Raw genomic sequence first — 19569 nt, 5'->3', positions numbered from 1 at the left:
CTAATTTTTTAGAATGTACAATAAATTTAGATTATAAGAAAGGGGATGCCATAATGTTTGACGATAGACTTACTATTTCAGCTGAGCAGCAGAAGCTCATTTCTAATGCAACTCGTATTCAAATCCTTCACCTTTTAAAAGACGAAGCACTCACTGCAAAACAAGTAGCTACTAAACTAAACAAAACTGCTGGAAGCGTACATTATCACGTTCAAATTTTATACGATGGAGGGTTGCTTGAATTAGTAGAAACGAAGGAAAAACGAGGGATTATTGAAAAATATTATAAAGCAAAAGCATCTCACTTCTATATTGAAGAGAGCGGCACAGAAGGAACGAATACAGGTAGTCATATTGTATCTCATCTATTTTTAACTCCGGAGGAATTACAACAGCTTACTTGGGAGATTACACAAGTTTTATTACGCTGGGAAAACAAAACCGCTCGTCAATCAAACTCTGAAGAAGAATACGCTATTTCCTGCAAGATTAAAAAACAATGAAAGAAAGGGCCATTTGTTCATGAAAAATAAATTATTATTATTGTCAGGAACAGGAATTTCTCGTTTAGGTGATTTTATGTATCTTATCGCTCTAAACTTAATGGTGTTAAATAGCACAAACTCCCCTGCTGCTGTAGCAGGATTATGGATTGTAGGTCCAATTGCCACCGTTGTTACAAAAATATGGTCTGGTAGCATAGTAGATCGATTAAACAAACGGGCCATTATGCTCATCACAGATATAATTCGAGCAGCTCTCATTGGGTGTATTCCACTATTTGATTCTATTTGGGCCATTTATATTTTTATCTTTTTGACTCGTATTGCTACATCATTTTTCGATCCAGCTTCATTTTCTTATAAAACAATGCTCATACGAGCTGAAGAACGCGCTCAATTCAACGCTTGGAATAACTTTTGTACAAGCGGGGCTTTTATTATCGGTCCAGCCCTTGCTGGAATACTTCTCACCACGTACTCAGCATCCTTTGTTATTTACTGCAACTCACTTTCCTTTCTACTTTCTACCATTCTCATTTACTTCTTGCCGAACATTACATTACAAACAAAACAAAACGAAGAAGTTGCAAATACTTTCGTACAAACATTACGAAGTGATTGGAAACAAGTTTTTTCATTCGCTCGAACTGAAACTTACATCATTCTTATATTCGTTTTATTTCAAGCGACTATGCTTGTTTCTATGGCGCTCGATTCACAAGAAGTTGTATTCACAAATCAAGTACTGTCTTTATCCGACATGGAATATAGCATGCTTGTTAGTATAACTGGTGCTGCTTATGTTTTCGGTTCATTTCTTGTTTCTCTCTTTGCCAAACGATTACCAATTCAACATTGTATCGGACTCGGTATGATTTTCACAGCAATAGGTTATGTAATTTTTGCCTTTTCAAATTCATTTATAGTTGCAGCAGGCGGTTTCATTTTACTTGGCATTTCTTCATCATTTGCTGGTACTGGCTTTATCACATTTTATCAAAATAACATCCCTGTACATATGATAGGACGTATCGATAGCGTGTTTGATTCCATAAAAAATTTCATCCAAATATTTTTCGTTTTAGCAATTGGGGCATCCGCACAATTTCTTTCTGTTCAAATTACTGTAATAAGTAGCTCGTTACTCATTCTTTTCCTTTCCTGTTTATTAGCACTCCGAGTAATGACTCCTTCACGTGAAAAGTATTTTAAAGCTACAGAATCGTCATTAGAATATTAACTGCAACATAAAAAGCGGCTATTTTGCCGCTTTTTTCCCGTATTAAAAGATAGTAAGCCCCCCACTGATTAAAGTTTCTCTTTATGTTAAAATATGCATTGGATCTGATTATGTAGGAGGGCTATTTTGGAGATTATATTCATTTTTATATGTATTATATTAGTAGCTTCTATTTTACAAACAAGTACAGGTTTTGGCTTTTCTATTATGGCAACCCCTTTCTTACTCATGGTATTTCTACCACAAGAAGCTATACAAATAAATATCATTTTATCATTAATTATTTCCATATCACTCATTTGGAAAATAAGAATGGATATTGATTTTATTCTACTGAAAAGGTTAATTTTCGGAAGTATAGTTGGTGTACCTTTTGGTATTTTCATTTTCATTACCATTAACATCAACACGTTTAAATTAGCAATTAGCATCCTGCTCTTACTATTAACGTTGATGCTAATATGCAACCTTAAGATTAAATCAACAAAATCTAGAGATTTCTTAGTGGGCGGATTATCCGGTCTTTTAACGACAAGTATCGGTATGCCAGGACCACCCCTGTTACTGTACTTTACAGGAACCGATACGAAAAAAGAGAAATTGAGAGCAACTACTTTAGCTTTTTATCTATTTATATATTTCATTAGCCTACTAACTCAAATACTCTTTACTGGCACAAACAAAACAATTTGGGAATCAAGTTTTTACGCTATTCCAATCGTATTTCTAGGTTTGTATATAGGTCAAATTATTTTTAAATGGCTTAATCAACGGGTTTTCAAAATATTTACGTATATCCTTTTGAGTTGCACGGGTATGTATCTTCTTATTGAAAGTTTGCATTTGTTATAAGTAAGTTTTTCAAGATAAAAAGATTAAAGCTTTCTTCATATTATCTCCTCCAAAAAAGGCAAACCTGCATTCAGGTCTGCCTTTTTACTCATTTCTTATTAAGTCCTTTTTCACTTAAAAACTCTTTCATATGCATTCTTTTTTCTTTGGACATAAATGAGCTCATTGATTCCGTCCATGCTACGCTTTTCTTGTTTGATGATCTTTCTTTATAATACGCACTCATCGTTTCATCGTATTCATTTAATAATTCATCATATTTCTTTTCATCATATCCATTTTCATGAAGGATTGCTGCTACTGGTAAACGTGGTTTCACTCCATGATCTTCATCTGGCACACCGACTGTCATTCCGAATACAGGATATACTTTATCTGGTAAATGAAGCAATTCACTCACTTCTCTCGGATTATTACGAATACCACCAATATAACAAATGCCGTACCCTAACGATTCTGCTGCTAACGCTAAGTTTTGCGCAAAGAGTGAAGTATCTACCGTTGCCACGATAAAGTCTTCTACTCCTTCATGCTTTATCTCTGTGCTATGTTTTTCACATGCCATTTCAAGTCGTTTTAAATCTGCACAACAAACAAAGAATGCTGCGCAGTCTTTCACGTGACGATTTCCAGATAGCTCTGCTAATTTAGCCTTTAGGTTTTGATCTGTTACATATATAACAGAATAGGCTTGTACAAAATGTGAGGAAGCCGCATGCTGCGCAGCTTGCACCATTCTTTCTACTACATCTTTCGGAATTGATTCTTCTTTATATTTACGAACTGAAACGTGTTGCTCCATCTTATGTATGATCTCATTCATGAAAATCACTCCTTTTTTCTCTTCATAATGAAAAATTAACACATCTTTTTCAATATTCACAACTTATAAGCACAAAAAGAGCAATTCTTTTTAAATTGCTCTTTTTTAAAACGTTTATCAATACGGTAAATGAAATTATATCAACGATTTTTCGAATATATCAACGATTCGACAAGGGATATCGACTTACCGACAAATAACGACAGATTCACATCATATTATTTCTTATCTTATTACGCCGTTTTCAAAACTTTAATACCTTTTACGATATTCCAAATGAAGTAGTAAATTCCTACAAGAATGAACACTGCATATGTGATCATCATTCCAATTCCAGCACCGTCAGATTGATTGAATCCTAAACCGTATATTCCTGATATCGCTAATCCTCCGAATAAAATTGCGTACGGGAAAATATGTGACCAAAATGCTTTTTTCGCGTGGTATTTCACTTCATCCTCTGCAACGAAGTACACGATAATTGGTAGTAAAAATGGTGCAAAAAAGATACTAAAGTAACATAGTGAAGATAATATATTATTTCCTTTCATCCGATTCACCTCTAAATAGTTTTTGTTATCTTCATTATGTCAGGAATCTATTCCAGAAACTATCGCTTTACCTTTCATGAACATGACATATTTGTAAGATTTCCCTCAAAAATAATCCCGCCTGGACTTCCAGACGGGATTACTTTTCTCTATATTCGATTCATAAACCAATATTGCGTAATGGCTAAATACTCTCGTATATTCGATGAAATGACAATTCGCCTCGGCGTTTCGGCTGATAGCCCTTCTAATTGTAAACCTTGTTTTGCTGCTATTTTTTTCGCTCTAAACATATGGAAATCGTTTGTTACGATCATTCCTTTTTTCATATTGTCCGGAATTAAAGGTTTTGAGTATTTAATATTCTCATCTGTACTCGTTGACTTATCTTCCATTATAATGCGGTCTTCTGCAATTTTTAGTTTCATTAATCCATTTTTCATTGCTAATGCTTCTGAAATATCTTCTCCTTTTCCTTTCCCTCCAGACACAATAGCGATTGTTTTCTCATGTGATTTTAAATACTCAGCTGCTTTATCAATACGATATTGCAATGAGTAAGATGGTTTCGTCCCGTTTACTTTCGAGCCTAACACAATTATATAATCCGCATCGTAGGTGGCATTCATATGCCCATGCTTATAAATGTTATATTGTAAAAATCCCGCATAAACAGCGCAAACCATTATGATTGCTATAATATATTTAATTATTTTCTTCTTTTTCATATCTGTATACTCCTATGTTTTTTGCTTCTTTCATCATAATATCCATTTATTTGTTTGTATACAGACAAATTCCAATTCACCCTAATTTATCCTCTAGAAAGTAATATTTATATTCCTTTCGGGAACAGTAAGTACAACTTTGCACGAAGGAGTGTCCCTATTGCTTCTCTTTTTATGTAACGTATCATTCTTTTTTATCTTATTTTTATTATCACTTAAGATGCTCGGTCAATCTGCTTTAGCACAACTAACTCCTCATGATTTTGGTGCTATTATCTTTTTATCTTATTTAGCTTTTCAAGCCATACCAGTCTCTGGTGCTTTGCAAGCTTTTCTTGGTATGGTCGTTATTACATGTTTGCATTTAATCCTTACAAAATTAAGCCTATTCAACAAACTAAATCGTTTTATTCTTGGACACCCTATCATTTTAATTAAACATGGTGACATTATTTTTGAGAACCTACAAAAAAGTAGATATCCCATTGCTGAACTACTTTCTAACCTTCGCGTTGCAGGATACCCGAGTGTTCACGAAATTGAATATGCTATTTTAGAAGCAAATGGAGCCATTAGTATTTTGCCAAAGCGTGAACTTGTACCATTAACTCCAAAAGATTTGAACATAGATGTTAAATATGCTGGATTACCAATTGCCCTTATCGTTGATTCACAAATTCAATACGATAACTTAAAGTTAATTCATAAGGACAAACAGTGGTTATATAAAGAGTTAAAAGAAAAAGGAATTACAAATATTAAAAACGTTGCCTTTGCTTCTGTTCAAGAAATAGATGGATCTTTTGCAATTAGTTTAAAAGAATAGAAAATCCCCTTAATTGCTTAAGGGGATTTTCTTCATTATATTACTTCCTTCTCTCCCGCCATGTTTAATGGAACAGGATGTTTCATACGATTCATCGTAAATAGGATAATCGCTGTTATTACTTCCGCTACTGGCATAACGAGCCAAATTCCGTTTATTCCAAATAACTTTGGCATAATCCATAACAATGGAATAACAAATAGTAACCCTCGGCTCATTATAATAAGCGCGGATTTTTTCGTTTGTCGCACTGATTGGAAGTACTCTCCATACACAATGTTATAGCCTAAAAATACGTATTGGATAAAGAACAAACTAATACCTGTTAATGTTAACTCCAATAATTCTGGAGATTGGACATCAAATAGACCAATAATATATTTCCCGAAGAATAATCCGACAATTATCGCAACGCCCCCAAGTACAACTGCAATTTTCACAGCAAACTGTAATCCTTCACGCAATCTTTCTGATAAATTTGCACCGTAATGGAAACTAGCAATTGGTTGCAATGCAGCACCTACACCGAAGAATAATAGTAATGTCATCGCATGAATGCTATTGACCATCGCATAGGAAGCTACTCCTACTTCTCCTGCATATTGGACGAATGCTATATTAAAACCAATCGTCACGATTGCCACCGTACTTTCTGTTATAAAGCTCGGAAAACCTATTATCATAATTTGTTTAATCGTATCCCATTCAAAATGGAATTTCGTCCACTTTAAAATACTACTTTTTCTAAAGAAATGAGTTAATAATACAAGGAAACCAATCGCTGCCGAAAGAATAGTTGCTGAAGCAGCACCTGTTACGCCCCATCCAAAAATAAAAATAAAGATATAGTCAAACATTATGTTTAATACAGCCGTTACAACAAGACCTGCCATTGCTAAATTAGGATTTCCATCATTTCGTATAAATGTACTTAAAATATTTTCTAAAACGTATATCATCCCAAATGTTAATAACACGTGTAAATAGTCTAACGCATACGGTAAAATCACTTCATTCGCACCGAATAAGTATGCTAAATCTTCTATTCTCCATAAACAAATCGCTGCTAAAATACCTACGATAATTACTGCTACCGTCATAGATTGAGTAAAAATAGACCTTGCTCTTTCTATTTTATTTTCACCTAGTGCAATAGAATATAACGTTGCCCCGCCCATTCCAATCCATAATGAAATAGAGAAGAAAATTGAAAACGCTGGAATAGCGACGTTTACTCCTGCTAAACCGTTTGCTCCAACTCCCCTACTAATCATAACCGCGTCAATTACAATATTAACTGACATTAATACCATCCCGAGAACAGCTGGTATTAAATAAGAAATAAATAAACTTTTAATTGGTTTTTCTCTTAATTTTTCTGTTACTTCCATACTATTATGCTCCTTTTTTCAACGCTCTGTTCACAGTTTAAACCTTCAAGTAACTTGAAGGTCAAGAGAGAATTAAAAAATAGGTAACTTAATTATCGTGTTAAATGCCAATTTGTAATTATAGGAGTTCTACAACTTATTGCTTTGTTTTTTCATTATAGGAATTTGAATTTCCGTTACTTGCTCATCTGGATTTTCTGTTACAGACCAATCAATTAATGCAATCTCAATCGCATCTCCACTTACTTCGTATCCTTCTTGATCAATGTATGCAAGTAATTCCTTGTACGTTGCATCTGTTTCTTCATAAGGTCCATGATGATAAGAACAAGCATATAAACCTTCCTTAATCTCATCTGAATTATGCACTTCATACGGCATATAATCCAAAAGAATAAACACGCTACTATACGCTTGAAACTCCTTTTGCATTAATCCTTTTTTTGCAACGGTTACACCGATATCTCCAGAAAATAAGCTATCATCCATTTGCCTCATATTTTTTTGCAACGAATGAATATAGTACTCAAACATATCATCCGTCGTATTTGGGGCAACTGCGATTGCTGTAATTTTCCGCTGCGGTATCTCTTTAATTACCATTTGTTCAGCTTTCGCTTTTGTTGCTTCCTTAATTAAATGAATTCTATGCTCCATTTTCGCCAAAGCATACTCAATCTCTCTTTGTTTTTTTAACATCATTTCTTGTTGTTTTTCCAGTAAATTGAGTGCGTATGCTGGGTTTCTTTCATCAATATATTTCTTAATTTCCTTTAATGGAATATTTAATTGACGTAAAAATTTAATCGTATCTAATAGTGAGAACTGATCGATTGTGTAATAGCGATAATTCGTTTGCGGGTCCACAATGGACGGATGAAAAATTCCTTTTTCATCATAATAACGTAAAGTAGATTCCGCTATATTATGCATTTTTGCCATTTCTCCAATTGTAAAGCGTTTATTTAATAACATCTTTTATTCCCTTCCAATTTCTATTTATTTCATTATATGTTCATTTTGTCTTCAAAACAAAAAAGAATTCCCATACGAGAATTCTTTTTATTCATTATTAAACCTCTATTATTATAGGAAGAATCATCGGCTTTCTTTTCGTATTCGTATATATATACTTCCCTAAAGCTTCTCTTACTTCTCTTTTCAAAATACCCCAGCTATTCACTTTCTCTTTCTTTAAATTATTAATCGTACTAACAGCTAATTTATTTAATTCCTTCAAAAATTCTTCTGAATCACGAACATATACAAATCCACGAGAAATAATATCAGGACCTGAAATTATTTCTCCATCCACTTTATTAAAAGTAATAACTATTACGAGCATTCCATCTTCTGAAAGTTGTTTACGATCACGTAATAAGGCATTTCCAACATCACCAATTCCTAATCCATCTACATATATATTTCCTGCCTGTATTTTTCTAGATTGAATTGCCACTTCGTTACTTATATCTACAACATCCCCATTACGAACGATAAATATATTTTCTTTTTCAACACCAATTGATTCTGCTAATAAACTATGGTGATGTAGCATTCTGAACTCTCCATGAATGGGAATAAAATATTTCGGCTTCATTAATGTGAGCATTAATTTCAGTTCTTCTTGATACGCATGACCAGATACATGGACTCCAGTAGAACTACCGGATCCATAAATCACTTTGGCTCCTAAAGCAAATAGATTATCAATAATTCTCGAAACGTTACGTTCATTTCCTGGAATAGGAGTCGCGGCTATAATAACCGTATCTTCTGGTAATACATCAACTTGTCTATAGTTTCCACTTGCTAAACGCGCTAAAGCTGCCATTGGTTCTCCTTGGCTTCCTGTACAAAGTATTGCGACCTGCATTGGATCTAAACGATTTACCTCACTCGCTTCAATTAACATACCGTCTGGAATATGTAAATACCCTTTCTCTAGAGCAACTTCTACTACATTTACCATACTTCTACCGAGCAAAGCCAGTTTTCGATTTGTTCTTATACAAGCTTCAACTATTTGCTGAACACGATTCACATTAGAAGCAAATGTAGAAATAATTACTTTTCGATTTGCTTTCATAAATATTTCCTCTATCCGTTCCCCTACCGATCTCTCTGATGGAGTAAAGCCTGGTCGTTCTGCATTTGTACTTTCAGATAGTAAAGCTAGCACACCTTCACTACCTATTTTAGCCATTTTATGAATATCAGGATGTTGATTATTTACTGGTGTTAAATCAAATTTAAAATCACCTGTATGTACTACAGTACCTTCTGGTGTATGGAAAGCAATACCGAGACAATCTGGAATACTATGATTCGTTTTAAAAAAAGTCGTCTTAATAGAAGCAAAATCAATTTCTGATTCTGAATGAATAACGATTAATGCTGTATCATCTTGAAGATTATGTTCCTTTAATTTAATTTCAATTAAACCCAGTGTTAACTTTGTCGCATAGATTGGTACGTTTAGTTGTTTTAAAAAATATGGTATTCCGCCAATATGGTCCTCATGCCCATGTGTCACTACTAACCCGCGAATTTTTTCTTTATTCTCTTGCAAGTATGTGATGTCTGGAATTATTAAATCAATTCCTAATAAACTTTCATCTGGAAATTTAGATCCACAATCAATAACGACAATATCATTTTCATATTGAATAGCATACATATTTTTCCCTATTTCATTTACTCCACCTAAAGCAACAATAGACAAGTTGTTTTTTAATGACTTCAAATTATAAGTCCTCCCTTTCACAGTTATAATTCGTGAAATCGTATTTAGGCTTTATTATTTGTAATGGAAAAGAACTTCATACTATTTCATAAATATAAAATTCACACGCTACTCTTATACCTATATCCCCAATAGCACAGCTTCTTCCTCAAAAAGCTCCCATTTTTTCATTGATTTTTTGTAAAATCTATTATATATTAATTACAGGTTCAAATTACGAGTTCAAAAGAACTTGTAATTAGACCCTTTGTTTAATGGGTTTTACATATTTTCATTAGGCAAATTCCGAGAAATCGTATGATAAAAATAAAAATGATGAGGAGAGGATCCGATGGAATTCGAATTTTTCTTTCAAATTGCACTTATTTTATTAAGTACAAAGCTTGCTGGTGATCTTAGTGTTAGATTAGGTCAACCTTCTGTACTAGGTAAATTAATTGTCGGTATCGTTATCGGTCCAGCTGTATTAGGTTGGATTGAAAATTCAGAGCTTTTAACACAATTAAGTAATGTCGGTGTTATTCTTTTAATGTTTATGGCAGGACTTGAAACAGACTTAGAAGAATTAAACGCAAATCGTAATTCTTCTTTAGCTGTTGCACTTGGAGGTATTATTCTTCCATTCGTAGGTGGTTATGTTTCTGGTCTTGTTATGGGAATGGAACAAGGAAATGCTGTATTTTTAGGATTACTTCTATGTGCGACAAGTGTTAGTATTTCCGTACAAACACTTCGCGATTTAGGAAAGATGAAAACACGTGAAAGTACAACGATGCTTGGTGCTGCTGTATTTGATGACATTCTTGTTGTTATTTTATTAGCATTTGCAATGAGCTTCTTAGGTACAGACGATGTTAACTTAACAATGGTTATCTTGAAGAAAGTTGTATTCTTCGCTTCTATTATTTTAATCGGATGGAAAGGTGTTCCTGCGATCATGCGCTGGTTATCACCACTACGCGTATCTGAGTCTATCGTGAGTGCGGCTCTTATCATCTGTTTCTCATTCGCATATTTCGGCGAACTATTAGGAATTGCTGGTATTATTGGTGCTTTCGCAGCTGGTATCGCTATTTCTCAAACGAACTACAAACATGAAGTAGAAAAGAAAGTAGAACCAATTGCTTACGCTATGTTCGTTCCCGTGTTCTTCGTAAGTATCGGTATGAATATTACATTTGACGGTATTGGCAATCAAATTTGGTTCATCTTAGCATTAACAATAATCGCTGTATTAACGAAACTAATTGGTTGTGGATTTGGTGCACGAATGACTGGATTTGACGCTAAGTCTTCTGCAATTATCGGTGCTGGAATGGTTTCTCGTGGTGAAGTTGCACTTATCATCGCAGGAACAGGACTTTCTTCAGGTCTACTAGCACAAGATTACTTTACAGCTATCGTTATTGTCGTTATTTTAACTACAATGATTACACCACCAATGTTAAAATACACTTTTGGTGCAAAAGATAAAGCAATGAAAGCAAGTAAATAAGTTTCATATAATAAAAGGAGATTGCTATCTTATAAGATAGCAATCTCCTTTTTATTATATCTTTAAACAATCCCGTTCTTTTTTAACCATTTTTCAAAAATAATTCGTGCTTCTTCATCATCAATATCATTACGAAATGAATACACCATAATGCCATAATCATCTATATATTCACCTAACTTCATTTCCTCCACTTTCTTATAAAAATCGTCTACCTCATAGCGAGGAATATAAGCATCCCAAATTAGTTCATGTATTCTTTTGTACGCTGTCAGTTCCAAATCATATCCATCTTCATAATATCCGATTTGATAATGTTGACTAGGATCATATTTTGTCATAAAATTCCCCTCCCTAAAAAAAATTATCAGATTTCACATAATAAATAAAAGCGAGCTGTATATTACAGCTCGCTCGATTCATTAAATGCGCTCCATCGCTGTCTTCAACGTTCCAACAACGAAAGCAATCTCTACACTTGAAATAACAAGAGGCGGCGCTAATGTTAAGACGTTATTATATCCTGCTGTTGTCATACCGTTTCGTCCTATAATTAACCCTTTTTCTTTACAAGCATTTACAACACTTGCGATTTTATCATTATCAATTGGCTCTTTCGTCTCTTTATCGTTTACTAGTTCAATTCCAACTAGTAGACCTTTTCCTCTAATATCCCCAACAAGTCGATGCTCTCCAATTTCTTCTTTTAATTGCTCTAATAAAAGCGAGCCCATTTGTGCAGATCGCTCAATTAAATTTTCATTTTCCATAATCTCTAAGTTTTTAAGTGCTAATGCACAAGCTGCTGGGTTCCCACCAAAAGTATTAATATGACGGAAGAATTCATATTCTCCCTTGCCTTTAAATGCTTCATATATTTCTTTTTTCACAGCTGTCGCTGATAACGGTAAATATGCGCTTGTAATCCCTTTTGCCATTGTAATAATATCTGGCTTCACATCATAATTCATAAATCCAAATGCTTTTCCTGTACGTCCGAAACCGCAAATCACTTCATCACTAATAAGTAGTGCACCGTGTTTTTGACACGTTTCATGAACAGCTTTCATATAGTCTTGTGGCGGCATTAAAATGCCCCCGCCCGTAATAATTGGTTCCATAATAAAAGCTGCAATCGTTTCACTTAATTCCCATGTCATGACACGGTCTACTTCTTTTACACATTCCACATCATAAATGTTCTCTCTTTCTATTCCAGGCATACGATAACAATCTGGCGGCGTTACATGTAAAAATCCTGAAGCAAATGGCTCATATTGATATCTACGCTGTGCTTGTCCCGTCGCTGCCATCGTTGCCATTGTATTTCCATGATACCCGCGGTAACGTGACATAAATTTATAACGATGTGGTTCACCTTTTTGCGCATAGTATTGCCTTGCTATTTTAAAAGCTGTTTCGTTCGCTTCCGAACCACTATTAGAGAAGAAAATAACATACTCTCCTCCAAGCCACTCATTTAATTTTTCTGCAAGCTTTATAGCCGGTTCATGCGATTGTGACATCGGAAAGTATGATAATGTTTGTAATTGCTTATATGCCGCCTCTGCGAGTTCTTTTCTTCCATATCCACTATTCACACACCAAAGACCACTCATTCCATCTAAATATCTTTTCCCCTGTATATCTTCAACCCAGCACCCTTCTGCTTTTGCCCCTACCATTGTACTATTTGGACTAAAGGGACGCATTCCGTGCCAAACATATTGCTCGTCTTTTGCTAATAACTCATCAGTCTGTTTCGTTTTCATCATTTCTTCCACCTTCCATAACAACTTATTTTTCACAAAAGCTGCACTGGTGCCATGATGATTTAAATTTCTCCCTGCTTATTTTCATTCCACAAAATTAAGACAAAATCCTACTAACAATACAGTAATATTTACATGAAAAAGGAGCTTTTCTTATCTATCGAAAAGCTCCTCTTTTTTAATGCGAGGATGCATCGCTAATACCATGACCAGTATTAGATTTCACAAGAATTTCATCAAATTTCGCTACATCTTCTTTCTTACTAGATAAAACGGTTCCTAAATATGCTGCCAGGAATCCGAGCGGGATCGAAATAATTCCAGGTGTCGTATATGGGAATATCGCTTCCCCAACAAATATAGCTTTTCCAGCTACAGGGTTCCAAACATTTGGACTTAACGCTACAAGAACAATAGCTGATACAAGACCAACAATCATACCAGAGATGGCACCTGTTGTATTGAAGCGTTTCCAATATATTGTGAATAATATAACTGGTAGATTTGCACTCGCTGCAACTGCAAATGCTAACGAAACTAAAAATGCTACATTTAATGTTTGGGCAAATAACGCTAGTATAATAGACAATACCGCTACTCCAATAGACGCATAACGAGCCATGGATACTTGCTCTTTTTCCGTTGATTTTCCTTTACGAAGAATCTCATTATAAAAATCATGTGCGAATGCTGATGCTGCTGTTAATACAAGTCCTGCCACTACAGCTAAAATTGTTGCAAAGGCAATGGCTGATACGAAAGCAAATAAGAAATCTCCACCTAACGCTTTAGCTAATAAAGGTGCTGCCATATTACCAGCAGGGTTTGCTTTAATAATCGCCTCATTTCCTACAAACGCCGCTGCTCCAAACCCTAAGAAAATTGTCATAATATAAAATGCACCAATTAACCACGTAGCGTATACAACAGATTGACGTGCTGTTTTTGCATCACGTACTGTAAAAAAGCGAACAAGAATATGTGGTAATCCTGCAGTACCAAGGACTAGTCCTAAATTTAAAGAAAGCGTATCAAGACCATCTTTATACTTTACTCCTGGATTTAAAAACGAATCTTTTAACGGCGTAGCTGTTTTCATTTGAGCGAACATTTCAGTCACACTGAAATTAAATTTTGAAAAAACAATAACAGAAATAATAAATGTACCAGCCATAAGTAGTACAGCCTTTACAATTTGAACCCAGCTCGTAGCTGTCATTCCTCCAAAAATAACATACACAGTCATAAGTGTGCCGACGATTAATACAGATGTTGTATATTCAATACCTAATAATAGTTTAATAAGTGCACCCGCACCAACTAATTGTGCAATCATATAAAAAATTGAAATCGTCATCGTATTAAGCGCTGCAACTCCACGAACTTTTTTCGCATCAAAACGTGCCGCAATCATATCCGCTAACGTGTACTTTCCTAAATTTCTAAGCGGTTCTGCGACAAGGTATAGAACAACTAAATAAGCAACTAAAAAGCCGATACTATAAAAGAATCCATCAAACCCAGTTAACGCTATCGCTCCAGCTATACCAAGAAATGATGCAGCAGACATATAATCTCCCGCAATGGCCAGACCATTTTGCCAACCAGTTAATCCCCCTCCAGCCGTATAAAACTCACTCGCATTTTTCGTTTTTTTCGATGCAAAATAAGTTATGACGAGTGTACCAAGAACAATAATTAAAAATAGTGCAAACGCAGTCGTATTCAAGTTCAGCCCCTCCCTTTTTGTATATCTTGTAGAATTTTTTGCGAGATTTCATCAAAGGATTCCGCCTTTTTGCTATAAATCATACATAAAGCCCACGTCATAATAAATTGCGCAAACGCAAATACCCACGCCCACGTAACATCACCAAATGCCGGTGTATTGAGCACCTTTGAATACGATGTTAAAATAGGTAACGCAATAAAAAAACTTAAGAAGAAAATACTCATCGGAATGATAAACTTCTTTTTCGTATTTAATAGCAATTGAAATTCTTCTGACTGAACAACTTCGGTATAATTCACCTCATTTTGTAACTTACGTGCTGAAGTATCATCTCGTTTCATTCTCCGATCCCCTCTCTTACTAGAAATACATTTCCCTCTTGTATACCTAAAGACTAAATTTTATAAATATTCAGAAACTTATTTTCATTTTAGACAATCCATACATTCCTGCAAAGATTTTTCGATAGACATTTTTCGGCAAATTCCCCTAAGTTTTTAATATACTATCTCAACATAAACTTTTTGACTTTTCAATCCACACTAATCAAGCTTTTATTCTGGTTAAAACAAAAACAGAAGTAGAGCTTATTGCACCACTTCTGTTTTTTTCTCTTTTTCTAAATTACGAGCTGTTTCGCTTAATTCAACGTCTTTCCCATCTTTAAGCGTTCCAAATATGAAATCGAATACTGGATTCGAGACACCGAACCAAAACTTTTCATTTTTATAATGGTGTAATATGTGCTGTTTTTTGAGCCATCTTCCAAACTTAGTAACGGGACGAATCGGCTTATGTGCAATATAATGTTTCCATTCATAAACAAGAAGCATGATAATCATTCCGATTCCGAATGAAAGTGTAACAGTAACACTTTTTGTTATAGCGTATGATATAAGTAAATATACAGTAAAGCTAGGTATACTAAACCATACAGGCAAAAATAAAAGTTTTAAATCATCTGGATACACGTGATGATCATAATGTAATCTTCTTAACATTTTTAATAAAAATACGTTTTTAGGTGGCTTTAAGTGAAATAAAAACCGATGTGTCATATATTCGTTAAGCGTATAAAAAACAATCCCAAACAAACACGCTAACATACCGACCCATGTGAAAAATTGCATTTTTAAAATAATGATAAAAACAAATAGGATACTATACATAATAAAGATATCATGTTGTAAAAAGAACTCTTTCCCCACTCTCTTCATCTTCCTTCCCCCTTTTTCAAAAAAACAGCCGCAACATATCGTTACGACTATTTCTTTTATTTTCTATTCTTATTCTATTCACTTTACAAATTTGCCTGTTGCTCTATTGTCGAGAAAAAATTATTCGATCCAAATATATTTTGCTTTGGAATAATATGTTCCACCGCAAACACTGTTACTTCTCCTCTTTGTACCTCTCCAATAATGAGCCCAAATACTTCATGATTTACCGCAAACGTTGGTTGCTTTGTTTGTAGTAATCTTGCTGCATTATAAAATACCGCTTCATATAGTGGATTCCTATTAGTAATTTCTTTTCGAATTTTTGGTGCTAACGTAATAATAATTTCTTTTCCGTTAATAGTGGTTCGATACATAAAAATCTCCCCTTCAATCTTATGTGAACAACTGTAAAGCTTTGTATGCAAAATGGATAGAATATCCTACTAAAATAATACCTGCTCCGGCTGTTATATAGCCGAGTGCTTTTTGCTTTAATAAAGTTCTGCCAAAATGGACAGAAAAAGCAATATTTAAATTCCACAAAATAATACCAACGATAATACAAAGACTGTACAAAAAGGCTTCTTGTTTCGTTACCTTCGTAAGCAATGAGCTAAGTGTACTTCCGTATATACCAAACCAAAAAACAAGATTTAATGGATTGGATATCGCAATTAAAAAACCTGCCATAAACGATTGTTTAAGGCCACCTACCTCTTCCTTTTTATATTCCATATTCGAGTGAGAAATTCCTTGTTTTACACTTTGAAATCCTAAATAAAATAATAAGAAAAACCCTATGCAATACATAAAAGCTTGTACATATGTATACATAAACACAGAAGATAAACCGAAGTAGATGAGAAGCATAAACAAAATGTCTGCAGTCATGCCACCAATTCCAACAATCCAGGCATGCCAAAAACCTCGTTCAATTCCTCGTTTTAACATTTCAATATTAATCGGACCGACTGGCGCCGCTAATGAAATACCTAATACAATTTGTTGTATAATCGCTCCAAACATCGTTCTATCCTTTCTACTTCCTTTACTATTAAGTAATGATGTAATGATTAAAAATAGACTAGCTTTCATCAAAATATTCACTACTAAAATACCCTTTTTTATCCAAAATATGCAAAAGAGCCATTCAGATGATGGCTCTTACTTTTCTATCTTATGAAGAAAAGGACATTTTCCTTTTATCGGCTCTACATCGTCTCCTATAAAGTATTGTTTCCATTCCCGATGTTCGTGATCACCATAATGACTAATGTTAGGATGTTTCGGCAGCTGATCCCACTTTTCAACTCGATCTCGGACCGTTTGTCTTGAATATGCTCCTTTAGGACGGTCGCCTTCTAATCCATCAAAAATGGTACGTGGCTGAAACCCAATAACAAGAGAATTTCCTAAATGCCTAGTTTTTCGTTGTTTATAAGCTGGCGCATTTCCAAATGCGAATATCGGTTCCCCGCCAAATGAAAATTCCCATAAGTAATGATCTGGGTCTTCAGGAATTTGCTTCGGCCATGTTTGATTATCGTTTTCATGTAAATATTGTAGTACTTTCCAAAAGTAATCACGATAATATTCGATTGATTGTTCCTCACATTCCGGTTCCACAAAAAGAAAAAAGCCTCTTCTTACAATTGGGCGTTCTTTCATTAACTCTAAAAAAGATAACATTGTATGCGGCAAATGACTCCAATCATTATGAGAGAGAAAGGAATAACGAAGTTCATTCTTTTTCAAAGCAGTTAAACCAAAAAAACATGGAAAAGTTGGTTCTAATACGATGTTTGAAAAATTTTCAAATTCTTTCGCAACCCAATTCGGTATATCCGTTCTCATTCTCATTCCGTCATTATCTAATAAATAAGACTCATTCATTCTTTCACCTCATTATGTATAGCATTCAATTAAGGCTATTACATACTCGGCCTGTCCTATACCTATTTAAAATTCGGTTGAAAATTATTTAAAAATACAAAAAAATAAAATCGCTTACTTGACTAAATTCTCCCAATTCGTGTATATTTAAATTAATCATTTAGCAGAATATTCAAGATTATAGCATTTTTAGTTTATCTTATCTTTTCAAATGGATTTCACTAAATGAAAAAAGCAAATGTTTTTAGGAGGAATTGTAACATGCAAGGAAAAGTAAAATGGTTTAACAACGAAAAAGGTTTTGGATTTATCGAAATTGAAGGCGCTGACGATGTATTCGTACATTTCTCTGCTATTCAAGGAGACGGCTACAAAGCTTTAGAAGAAGGTCAAGAAGTATCTTTCGATATCACTGAAGGAAACCGTGGACCTCAAGCTGCTAACGTAGTAAAACTTTAATCCAACATATGAAAGGAGGTTACCTTACTTGGTAACCTCCTTTGTTATTCCTTTGTATATTTCCGTTTTACAGAGCAAAAACTATGTGAAATGCGCAATATACAAAGGAGGCAGTAAAAATGGGATCAGAAGTAAATGATTTTGAAGAAGTGAAATTCCGTGTAGAAACGGCACAAAAGATGGTGGGTTCAGCAACAATTTCAATGGATCCAGACACTTTAGAGCATGCCACAACTGCTGTAGAAGCAGCTCGCTCTCAGCTTGAAATTATGAAATCTGTTGCAGTAGATTTAGATGAGCCGTTTCTAATGAATGAGGAAAAAAAATTAAGCAAATGCGAGCAGCAATTAAACGAAGCAAAGCACTAAAAAAACATCCAGAGAATGTTCTCTGGATGTTTTTTCATGACAACTGTTCCCCATACTTTTTCAATGTTTCTCCAACTGTACATTGCCTAATACAAAATGAATGAGCATAATATTTACTATTTGTCTTTCGATTATGTTCTCGCAAAAAACACCCTTCACAATACGTTTCTAATAAGTCATTTACCTCTGTAATGAGTTGCTTTTTATCCACGGTTGCACCTCTCTATTCGGTTATTTCTTTATGACTATCAATGACTGTTCCTTCTAATGCTTGCGTTGCTAATTGATGTGCTTCTTTATTTTGTTTTCTAGATATTGGCTCGCATACAAGTTTTAATTTCATTTGCTTCGCTTTTTGTTCAATTTGGTCTAAATAATGATTTAAATGCTCATCATAGCAAGGCCATTCTCCAGCCAATTGTTGCAATACCACTTGAGAATCCCCGCGAAGTGTAACTGCTTCATACTTAATCCCTAATTCCTCGAGTATATTCATACCGTATAATAATGACGCATATTCGGCTTCATTATTATCATATATACCTTCTATATATGCGTTGCGGCGAATTCGGTAGTTTTTATTTCCTTTTTTATAGTACACACATATACCTACTCCAGCTTCTTTCGTCTGCACATCATAACCACCATCAAAATAAACGAGTATTTCTTGGGGCTCATCCTCCACTTGCTTACTCAGTTTTTTCATCTCTTTTAATGACCATTCTGCATCCATTTCATCGTAAAATAATAATTCTTTTACTCTTCCTGTTTTCTCGAAATCCTCTGCAAATTGCAGTACATCTTCTATGTTCATATAATCTGTCGTTAATTCCGTCTGCAAACCGCGCTTTGTTTTATACAACCAATGAATTTTATATTTCATACTAGATTCCCCTTATGTAAGACTTCTTATATGTATCCAGCTAATGAAAGCCTCACTTTATTTTATTATATTTTATCAAGAGTCTCT

General features: G+C 34.4%; 23 protein-coding genes. 7 read left to right on the top strand and 16 right to left on the bottom strand.

Going from position 1 to position 19569, the window contains the following annotated elements; translation table 11 throughout:
- Window positions 1–53 precede the first annotated feature (53 nt).
- From ACYVEC_RS10400 to ACYVEC_RS10390, 3 genes are all read left to right on the top strand, one after another.
- Window positions 54–503, top strand: coding sequence for an ArsR/SmtB family transcription factor (locus ACYVEC_RS10400; protein WP_098557411.1), 450 nt, complete (start codon window positions 54–56; stop codon window positions 501–503).
- Between the two features lie 19 nt (window positions 504–522).
- Window positions 523–1743, top strand: a complete 1221-nt coding sequence (locus ACYVEC_RS10395) for an MFS transporter (protein WP_275718716.1) — start codon at window positions 523–525, stop codon at window positions 1741–1743.
- A gap of 126 nt (window positions 1744–1869) precedes the next feature.
- Window positions 1870–2595 carry a sulfite exporter TauE/SafE family protein gene (locus ACYVEC_RS10390; RefSeq protein WP_098557410.1) on the top strand — a complete coding sequence of 242 codons (726 nt, stop codon included), beginning with the start codon at window positions 1870–1872 and terminating at the stop codon, window positions 2593–2595.
- Window positions 2596–2683: 88 nt separating this feature from the next.
- Here the strand turns inward: ACYVEC_RS10390 and nfsA are convergent, their stop codons facing one another.
- The 3 genes from nfsA to ACYVEC_RS10375 form a co-directional block, all read right to left on the bottom strand.
- Window positions 2684–3418 (bottom strand): oxygen-insensitive NADPH nitroreductase, encoded by a 735-nt coding sequence (gene nfsA / locus ACYVEC_RS10385; protein ID WP_048561285.1) that lies wholly within the window; start codon window positions 3416–3418, stop codon window positions 2684–2686.
- Window positions 3419–3651: 233 nt separating this feature from the next.
- Window positions 3652–3969: a DUF4870 domain-containing protein gene (locus tag ACYVEC_RS10380; protein ID WP_000678041.1), complete on the bottom strand. Its 318-nt coding sequence runs from the start codon at window positions 3967–3969 to the stop codon at window positions 3652–3654.
- Between the two features lie 149 nt (window positions 3970–4118).
- Window positions 4119–4697: a YdcF family protein gene (locus ACYVEC_RS10375; RefSeq protein WP_063224093.1), complete on the bottom strand. Its 579-nt coding sequence runs from the start codon at window positions 4695–4697 to the stop codon at window positions 4119–4121.
- Between the two features lie 160 nt (window positions 4698–4857).
- Between ACYVEC_RS10375 and ACYVEC_RS10370 the strand changes: the two genes are divergently transcribed.
- On the top strand, window positions 4858–5523 hold the full coding sequence (locus tag ACYVEC_RS10370; protein WP_275719598.1) for a DUF421 domain-containing protein: 666 nt from the start codon (window positions 4858–4860) through the stop codon (window positions 5521–5523).
- A 35-nt stretch (window positions 5524–5558) separates the two neighbouring features.
- On the opposite strand, the gene ACYVEC_RS10365 is transcribed toward ACYVEC_RS10370, so the two are convergent.
- The 3 genes from ACYVEC_RS10365 to ACYVEC_RS10355 all read right to left on the bottom strand — a co-directional run bounded on the left by ACYVEC_RS10365 (window position 5559) and on the right by ACYVEC_RS10355 (window position 9660).
- The gene (locus ACYVEC_RS10365; protein ID WP_063224095.1) at window positions 5559–6914 is read right to left on the bottom strand and encodes an MATE family efflux transporter; all 1356 of its coding nucleotides are present in this window, start codon (window positions 6912–6914) and stop codon (window positions 5559–5561) included.
- 129 nt (window positions 6915–7043) lie between these two features.
- On the bottom strand, window positions 7044–7889 hold the full coding sequence (locus ACYVEC_RS10360) for a MerR family transcriptional regulator (RefSeq protein WP_063224096.1): 846 nt from the start codon (window positions 7887–7889) through the stop codon (window positions 7044–7046).
- Between the two features lie 97 nt (window positions 7890–7986).
- Window positions 7987–9660, bottom strand: a complete 1674-nt coding sequence (locus ACYVEC_RS10355; RefSeq protein WP_063224097.1) for a ribonuclease J — start codon at window positions 9658–9660, stop codon at window positions 7987–7989.
- A 331-nt stretch (window positions 9661–9991) separates the two neighbouring features.
- Between ACYVEC_RS10355 and ACYVEC_RS10350 the strand changes: the two genes are divergently transcribed.
- On the top strand, window positions 9992–11155 hold the full coding sequence (locus ACYVEC_RS10350; RefSeq protein WP_060630255.1) for a cation:proton antiporter: 1164 nt from the start codon (window positions 9992–9994) through the stop codon (window positions 11153–11155).
- A 62-nt stretch (window positions 11156–11217) separates the two neighbouring features.
- Here ACYVEC_RS10350 and ACYVEC_RS10345 read toward each other — a convergent pair whose 3' ends face one another.
- The 8 genes from ACYVEC_RS10345 to ACYVEC_RS10310 all read right to left on the bottom strand — a co-directional run bounded on the left by ACYVEC_RS10345 (window position 11218) and on the right by ACYVEC_RS10310 (window position 17772).
- Window positions 11218–11496, bottom strand: coding sequence for a DUF3986 family protein (locus tag ACYVEC_RS10345; RefSeq protein WP_063224098.1), 279 nt, complete (start codon window positions 11494–11496; stop codon window positions 11218–11220).
- Window positions 11497–11577: 81 nt separating this feature from the next.
- Entirely contained in the window at window positions 11578–12927 is a 1350-nt protein-coding gene (locus ACYVEC_RS10340; protein WP_142332833.1) for an aspartate aminotransferase family protein, read from the bottom strand.
- A 178-nt stretch (window positions 12928–13105) separates the two neighbouring features.
- Window positions 13106–14656 carry a solute symporter family protein gene (locus ACYVEC_RS10335; RefSeq protein ID WP_063224100.1) on the bottom strand — a complete coding sequence of 517 codons (1551 nt, stop codon included), beginning with the start codon at window positions 14654–14656 and terminating at the stop codon, window positions 13106–13108.
- Window positions 14657–14658: 2 nt separating this feature from the next.
- On the bottom strand, window positions 14659–15000 hold the full coding sequence (locus tag ACYVEC_RS10330; RefSeq protein WP_275719599.1) for a DUF485 domain-containing protein: 342 nt from the start codon (window positions 14998–15000) through the stop codon (window positions 14659–14661).
- A gap of 246 nt (window positions 15001–15246) precedes the next feature.
- On the bottom strand, window positions 15247–15876 hold the full coding sequence (locus tag ACYVEC_RS10325; protein ID WP_063224102.1) for a sterol desaturase family protein: 630 nt from the start codon (window positions 15874–15876) through the stop codon (window positions 15247–15249).
- A gap of 83 nt (window positions 15877–15959) precedes the next feature.
- On the bottom strand, window positions 15960–16253 hold the full coding sequence (locus ACYVEC_RS10320; protein WP_063224103.1) for a hypothetical protein: 294 nt from the start codon (window positions 16251–16253) through the stop codon (window positions 15960–15962).
- 19 nt (window positions 16254–16272) lie between these two features.
- Complete coding sequence (locus ACYVEC_RS10315; RefSeq protein ID WP_063224181.1) at window positions 16273–16905, bottom strand: LysE family transporter; 633 nt, start codon at window positions 16903–16905, stop codon at window positions 16273–16275.
- 138 nt (window positions 16906–17043) lie between these two features.
- Window positions 17044–17772 (bottom strand): YqcI/YcgG family protein, encoded by a 729-nt coding sequence (locus ACYVEC_RS10310; RefSeq protein WP_063224104.1) that lies wholly within the window; start codon window positions 17770–17772, stop codon window positions 17044–17046.
- 261 nt (window positions 17773–18033) lie between these two features.
- Here ACYVEC_RS10310 and cspB point away from each other — a divergent pair, with 261 nt between their 5' ends.
- Together cspB and ACYVEC_RS10300 are read left to right on the top strand one after the other, a co-directional pair.
- Window positions 18034–18231, top strand: coding sequence for a cold shock-like protein CspB (gene cspB, locus ACYVEC_RS10305; protein ID WP_001161725.1), 198 nt, complete (start codon window positions 18034–18036; stop codon window positions 18229–18231).
- 119 nt (window positions 18232–18350) lie between these two features.
- Window positions 18351–18599, top strand: coding sequence for a DUF2564 family protein (locus ACYVEC_RS10300; protein WP_000534400.1), 249 nt, complete (start codon window positions 18351–18353; stop codon window positions 18597–18599).
- A gap of 34 nt (window positions 18600–18633) precedes the next feature.
- On the opposite strand, the gene ACYVEC_RS10295 is transcribed toward ACYVEC_RS10300, so the two are convergent.
- Window positions 18634–18810: a zinc-finger domain-containing protein gene (locus tag ACYVEC_RS10295; protein ID WP_000358801.1), complete on the bottom strand. Its 177-nt coding sequence runs from the start codon at window positions 18808–18810 to the stop codon at window positions 18634–18636.
- Between the two features lie 12 nt (window positions 18811–18822).
- Entirely contained in the window at window positions 18823–19482 is a 660-nt protein-coding gene (locus ACYVEC_RS10290; protein WP_060630245.1) for a ribonuclease H family protein, read from the bottom strand.
- Window positions 19483–19569 lie beyond the last annotated feature (87 nt).

The organism is Bacillus sp. MN7755, assembly GCF_054771475.1.
Note: the sequence above shows the minus strand (reverse complement) of the source record. Positions and strands in the feature narration are given on the sequence as shown.

What these genes read in the sequence shown, in the direction of transcription:
- ACYVEC_RS10400 (WP_098557411.1), top strand. Translation starts at nt 54, where the DNA reads ATGTTTGACGATAGACTTACTATTTCAGCTGAGCAGCAGAAGCTCATT.
- ACYVEC_RS10395 (WP_275718716.1), top strand. Translation starts at nt 523, where the DNA reads ATGAAAAATAAATTATTATTATTGTCAGGAACAGGAATTTCTCGTTTA.
- nfsA (WP_048561285.1), bottom strand. Translation starts at nt 3,418, where the DNA reads ATGAATGAGATCATACATAAGATGGAGCAACACGTTTCAGTTCGTAAA.
- ACYVEC_RS10380 (WP_000678041.1), bottom strand. Translation starts at nt 3,969, where the DNA reads ATGAAAGGAAATAATATATTATCTTCACTATGTTACTTTAGTATCTTT.
- ACYVEC_RS10375 (WP_063224093.1), bottom strand. Translation starts at nt 4,697, where the DNA reads ATGAAAAAGAAGAAAATAATTAAATATATTATAGCAATCATAATGGTT.
- ACYVEC_RS10365 (WP_063224095.1), bottom strand. Translation starts at nt 6,914, where the DNA reads ATGGAAGTAACAGAAAAATTAAGAGAAAAACCAATTAAAAGTTTATTT.
- ACYVEC_RS10360 (WP_063224096.1), bottom strand. Translation starts at nt 7,889, where the DNA reads ATGTTATTAAATAAACGCTTTACAATTGGAGAAATGGCAAAAATGCAT.
- ACYVEC_RS10350 (WP_060630255.1), top strand. Translation starts at nt 9,992, where the DNA reads ATGGAATTCGAATTTTTCTTTCAAATTGCACTTATTTTATTAAGTACA.
- ACYVEC_RS10345 (WP_063224098.1), bottom strand. Translation starts at nt 11,496, where the DNA reads ATGACAAAATATGATCCTAGTCAACATTATCAAATCGGATATTATGAA.
- ACYVEC_RS10340 (WP_142332833.1), bottom strand. Translation starts at nt 12,927, where the DNA reads ATGAAAACGAAACAGACTGATGAGTTATTAGCAAAAGACGAGCAATAT.
- ACYVEC_RS10330 (WP_275719599.1), bottom strand. Translation starts at nt 15,000, where the DNA reads ATGAAACGAGATGATACTTCAGCACGTAAGTTACAAAATGAGGTGAAT.
- ACYVEC_RS10325 (WP_063224102.1), bottom strand. Translation starts at nt 15,876, where the DNA reads ATGAAGAGAGTGGGGAAAGAGTTCTTTTTACAACATGATATCTTTATT.
- ACYVEC_RS10320 (WP_063224103.1), bottom strand. Translation starts at nt 16,253, where the DNA reads ATGTATCGAACCACTATTAACGGAAAAGAAATTATTATTACGTTAGCA.
- ACYVEC_RS10315 (WP_063224181.1), bottom strand. Translation starts at nt 16,905, where the DNA reads ATGTTTGGAGCGATTATACAACAAATTGTATTAGGTATTTCATTAGCG.
- ACYVEC_RS10310 (WP_063224104.1), bottom strand. Translation starts at nt 17,772, where the DNA reads ATGAATGAGTCTTATTTATTAGATAATGACGGAATGAGAATGAGAACG.
- cspB (WP_001161725.1), top strand. Translation starts at nt 18,034, where the DNA reads ATGCAAGGAAAAGTAAAATGGTTTAACAACGAAAAAGGTTTTGGATTT.
- ACYVEC_RS10300 (WP_000534400.1), top strand. Translation starts at nt 18,351, where the DNA reads ATGGGATCAGAAGTAAATGATTTTGAAGAAGTGAAATTCCGTGTAGAA.
- ACYVEC_RS10290 (WP_060630245.1), bottom strand. Translation starts at nt 19,482, where the DNA reads ATGAAATATAAAATTCATTGGTTGTATAAAACAAAGCGCGGTTTGCAG.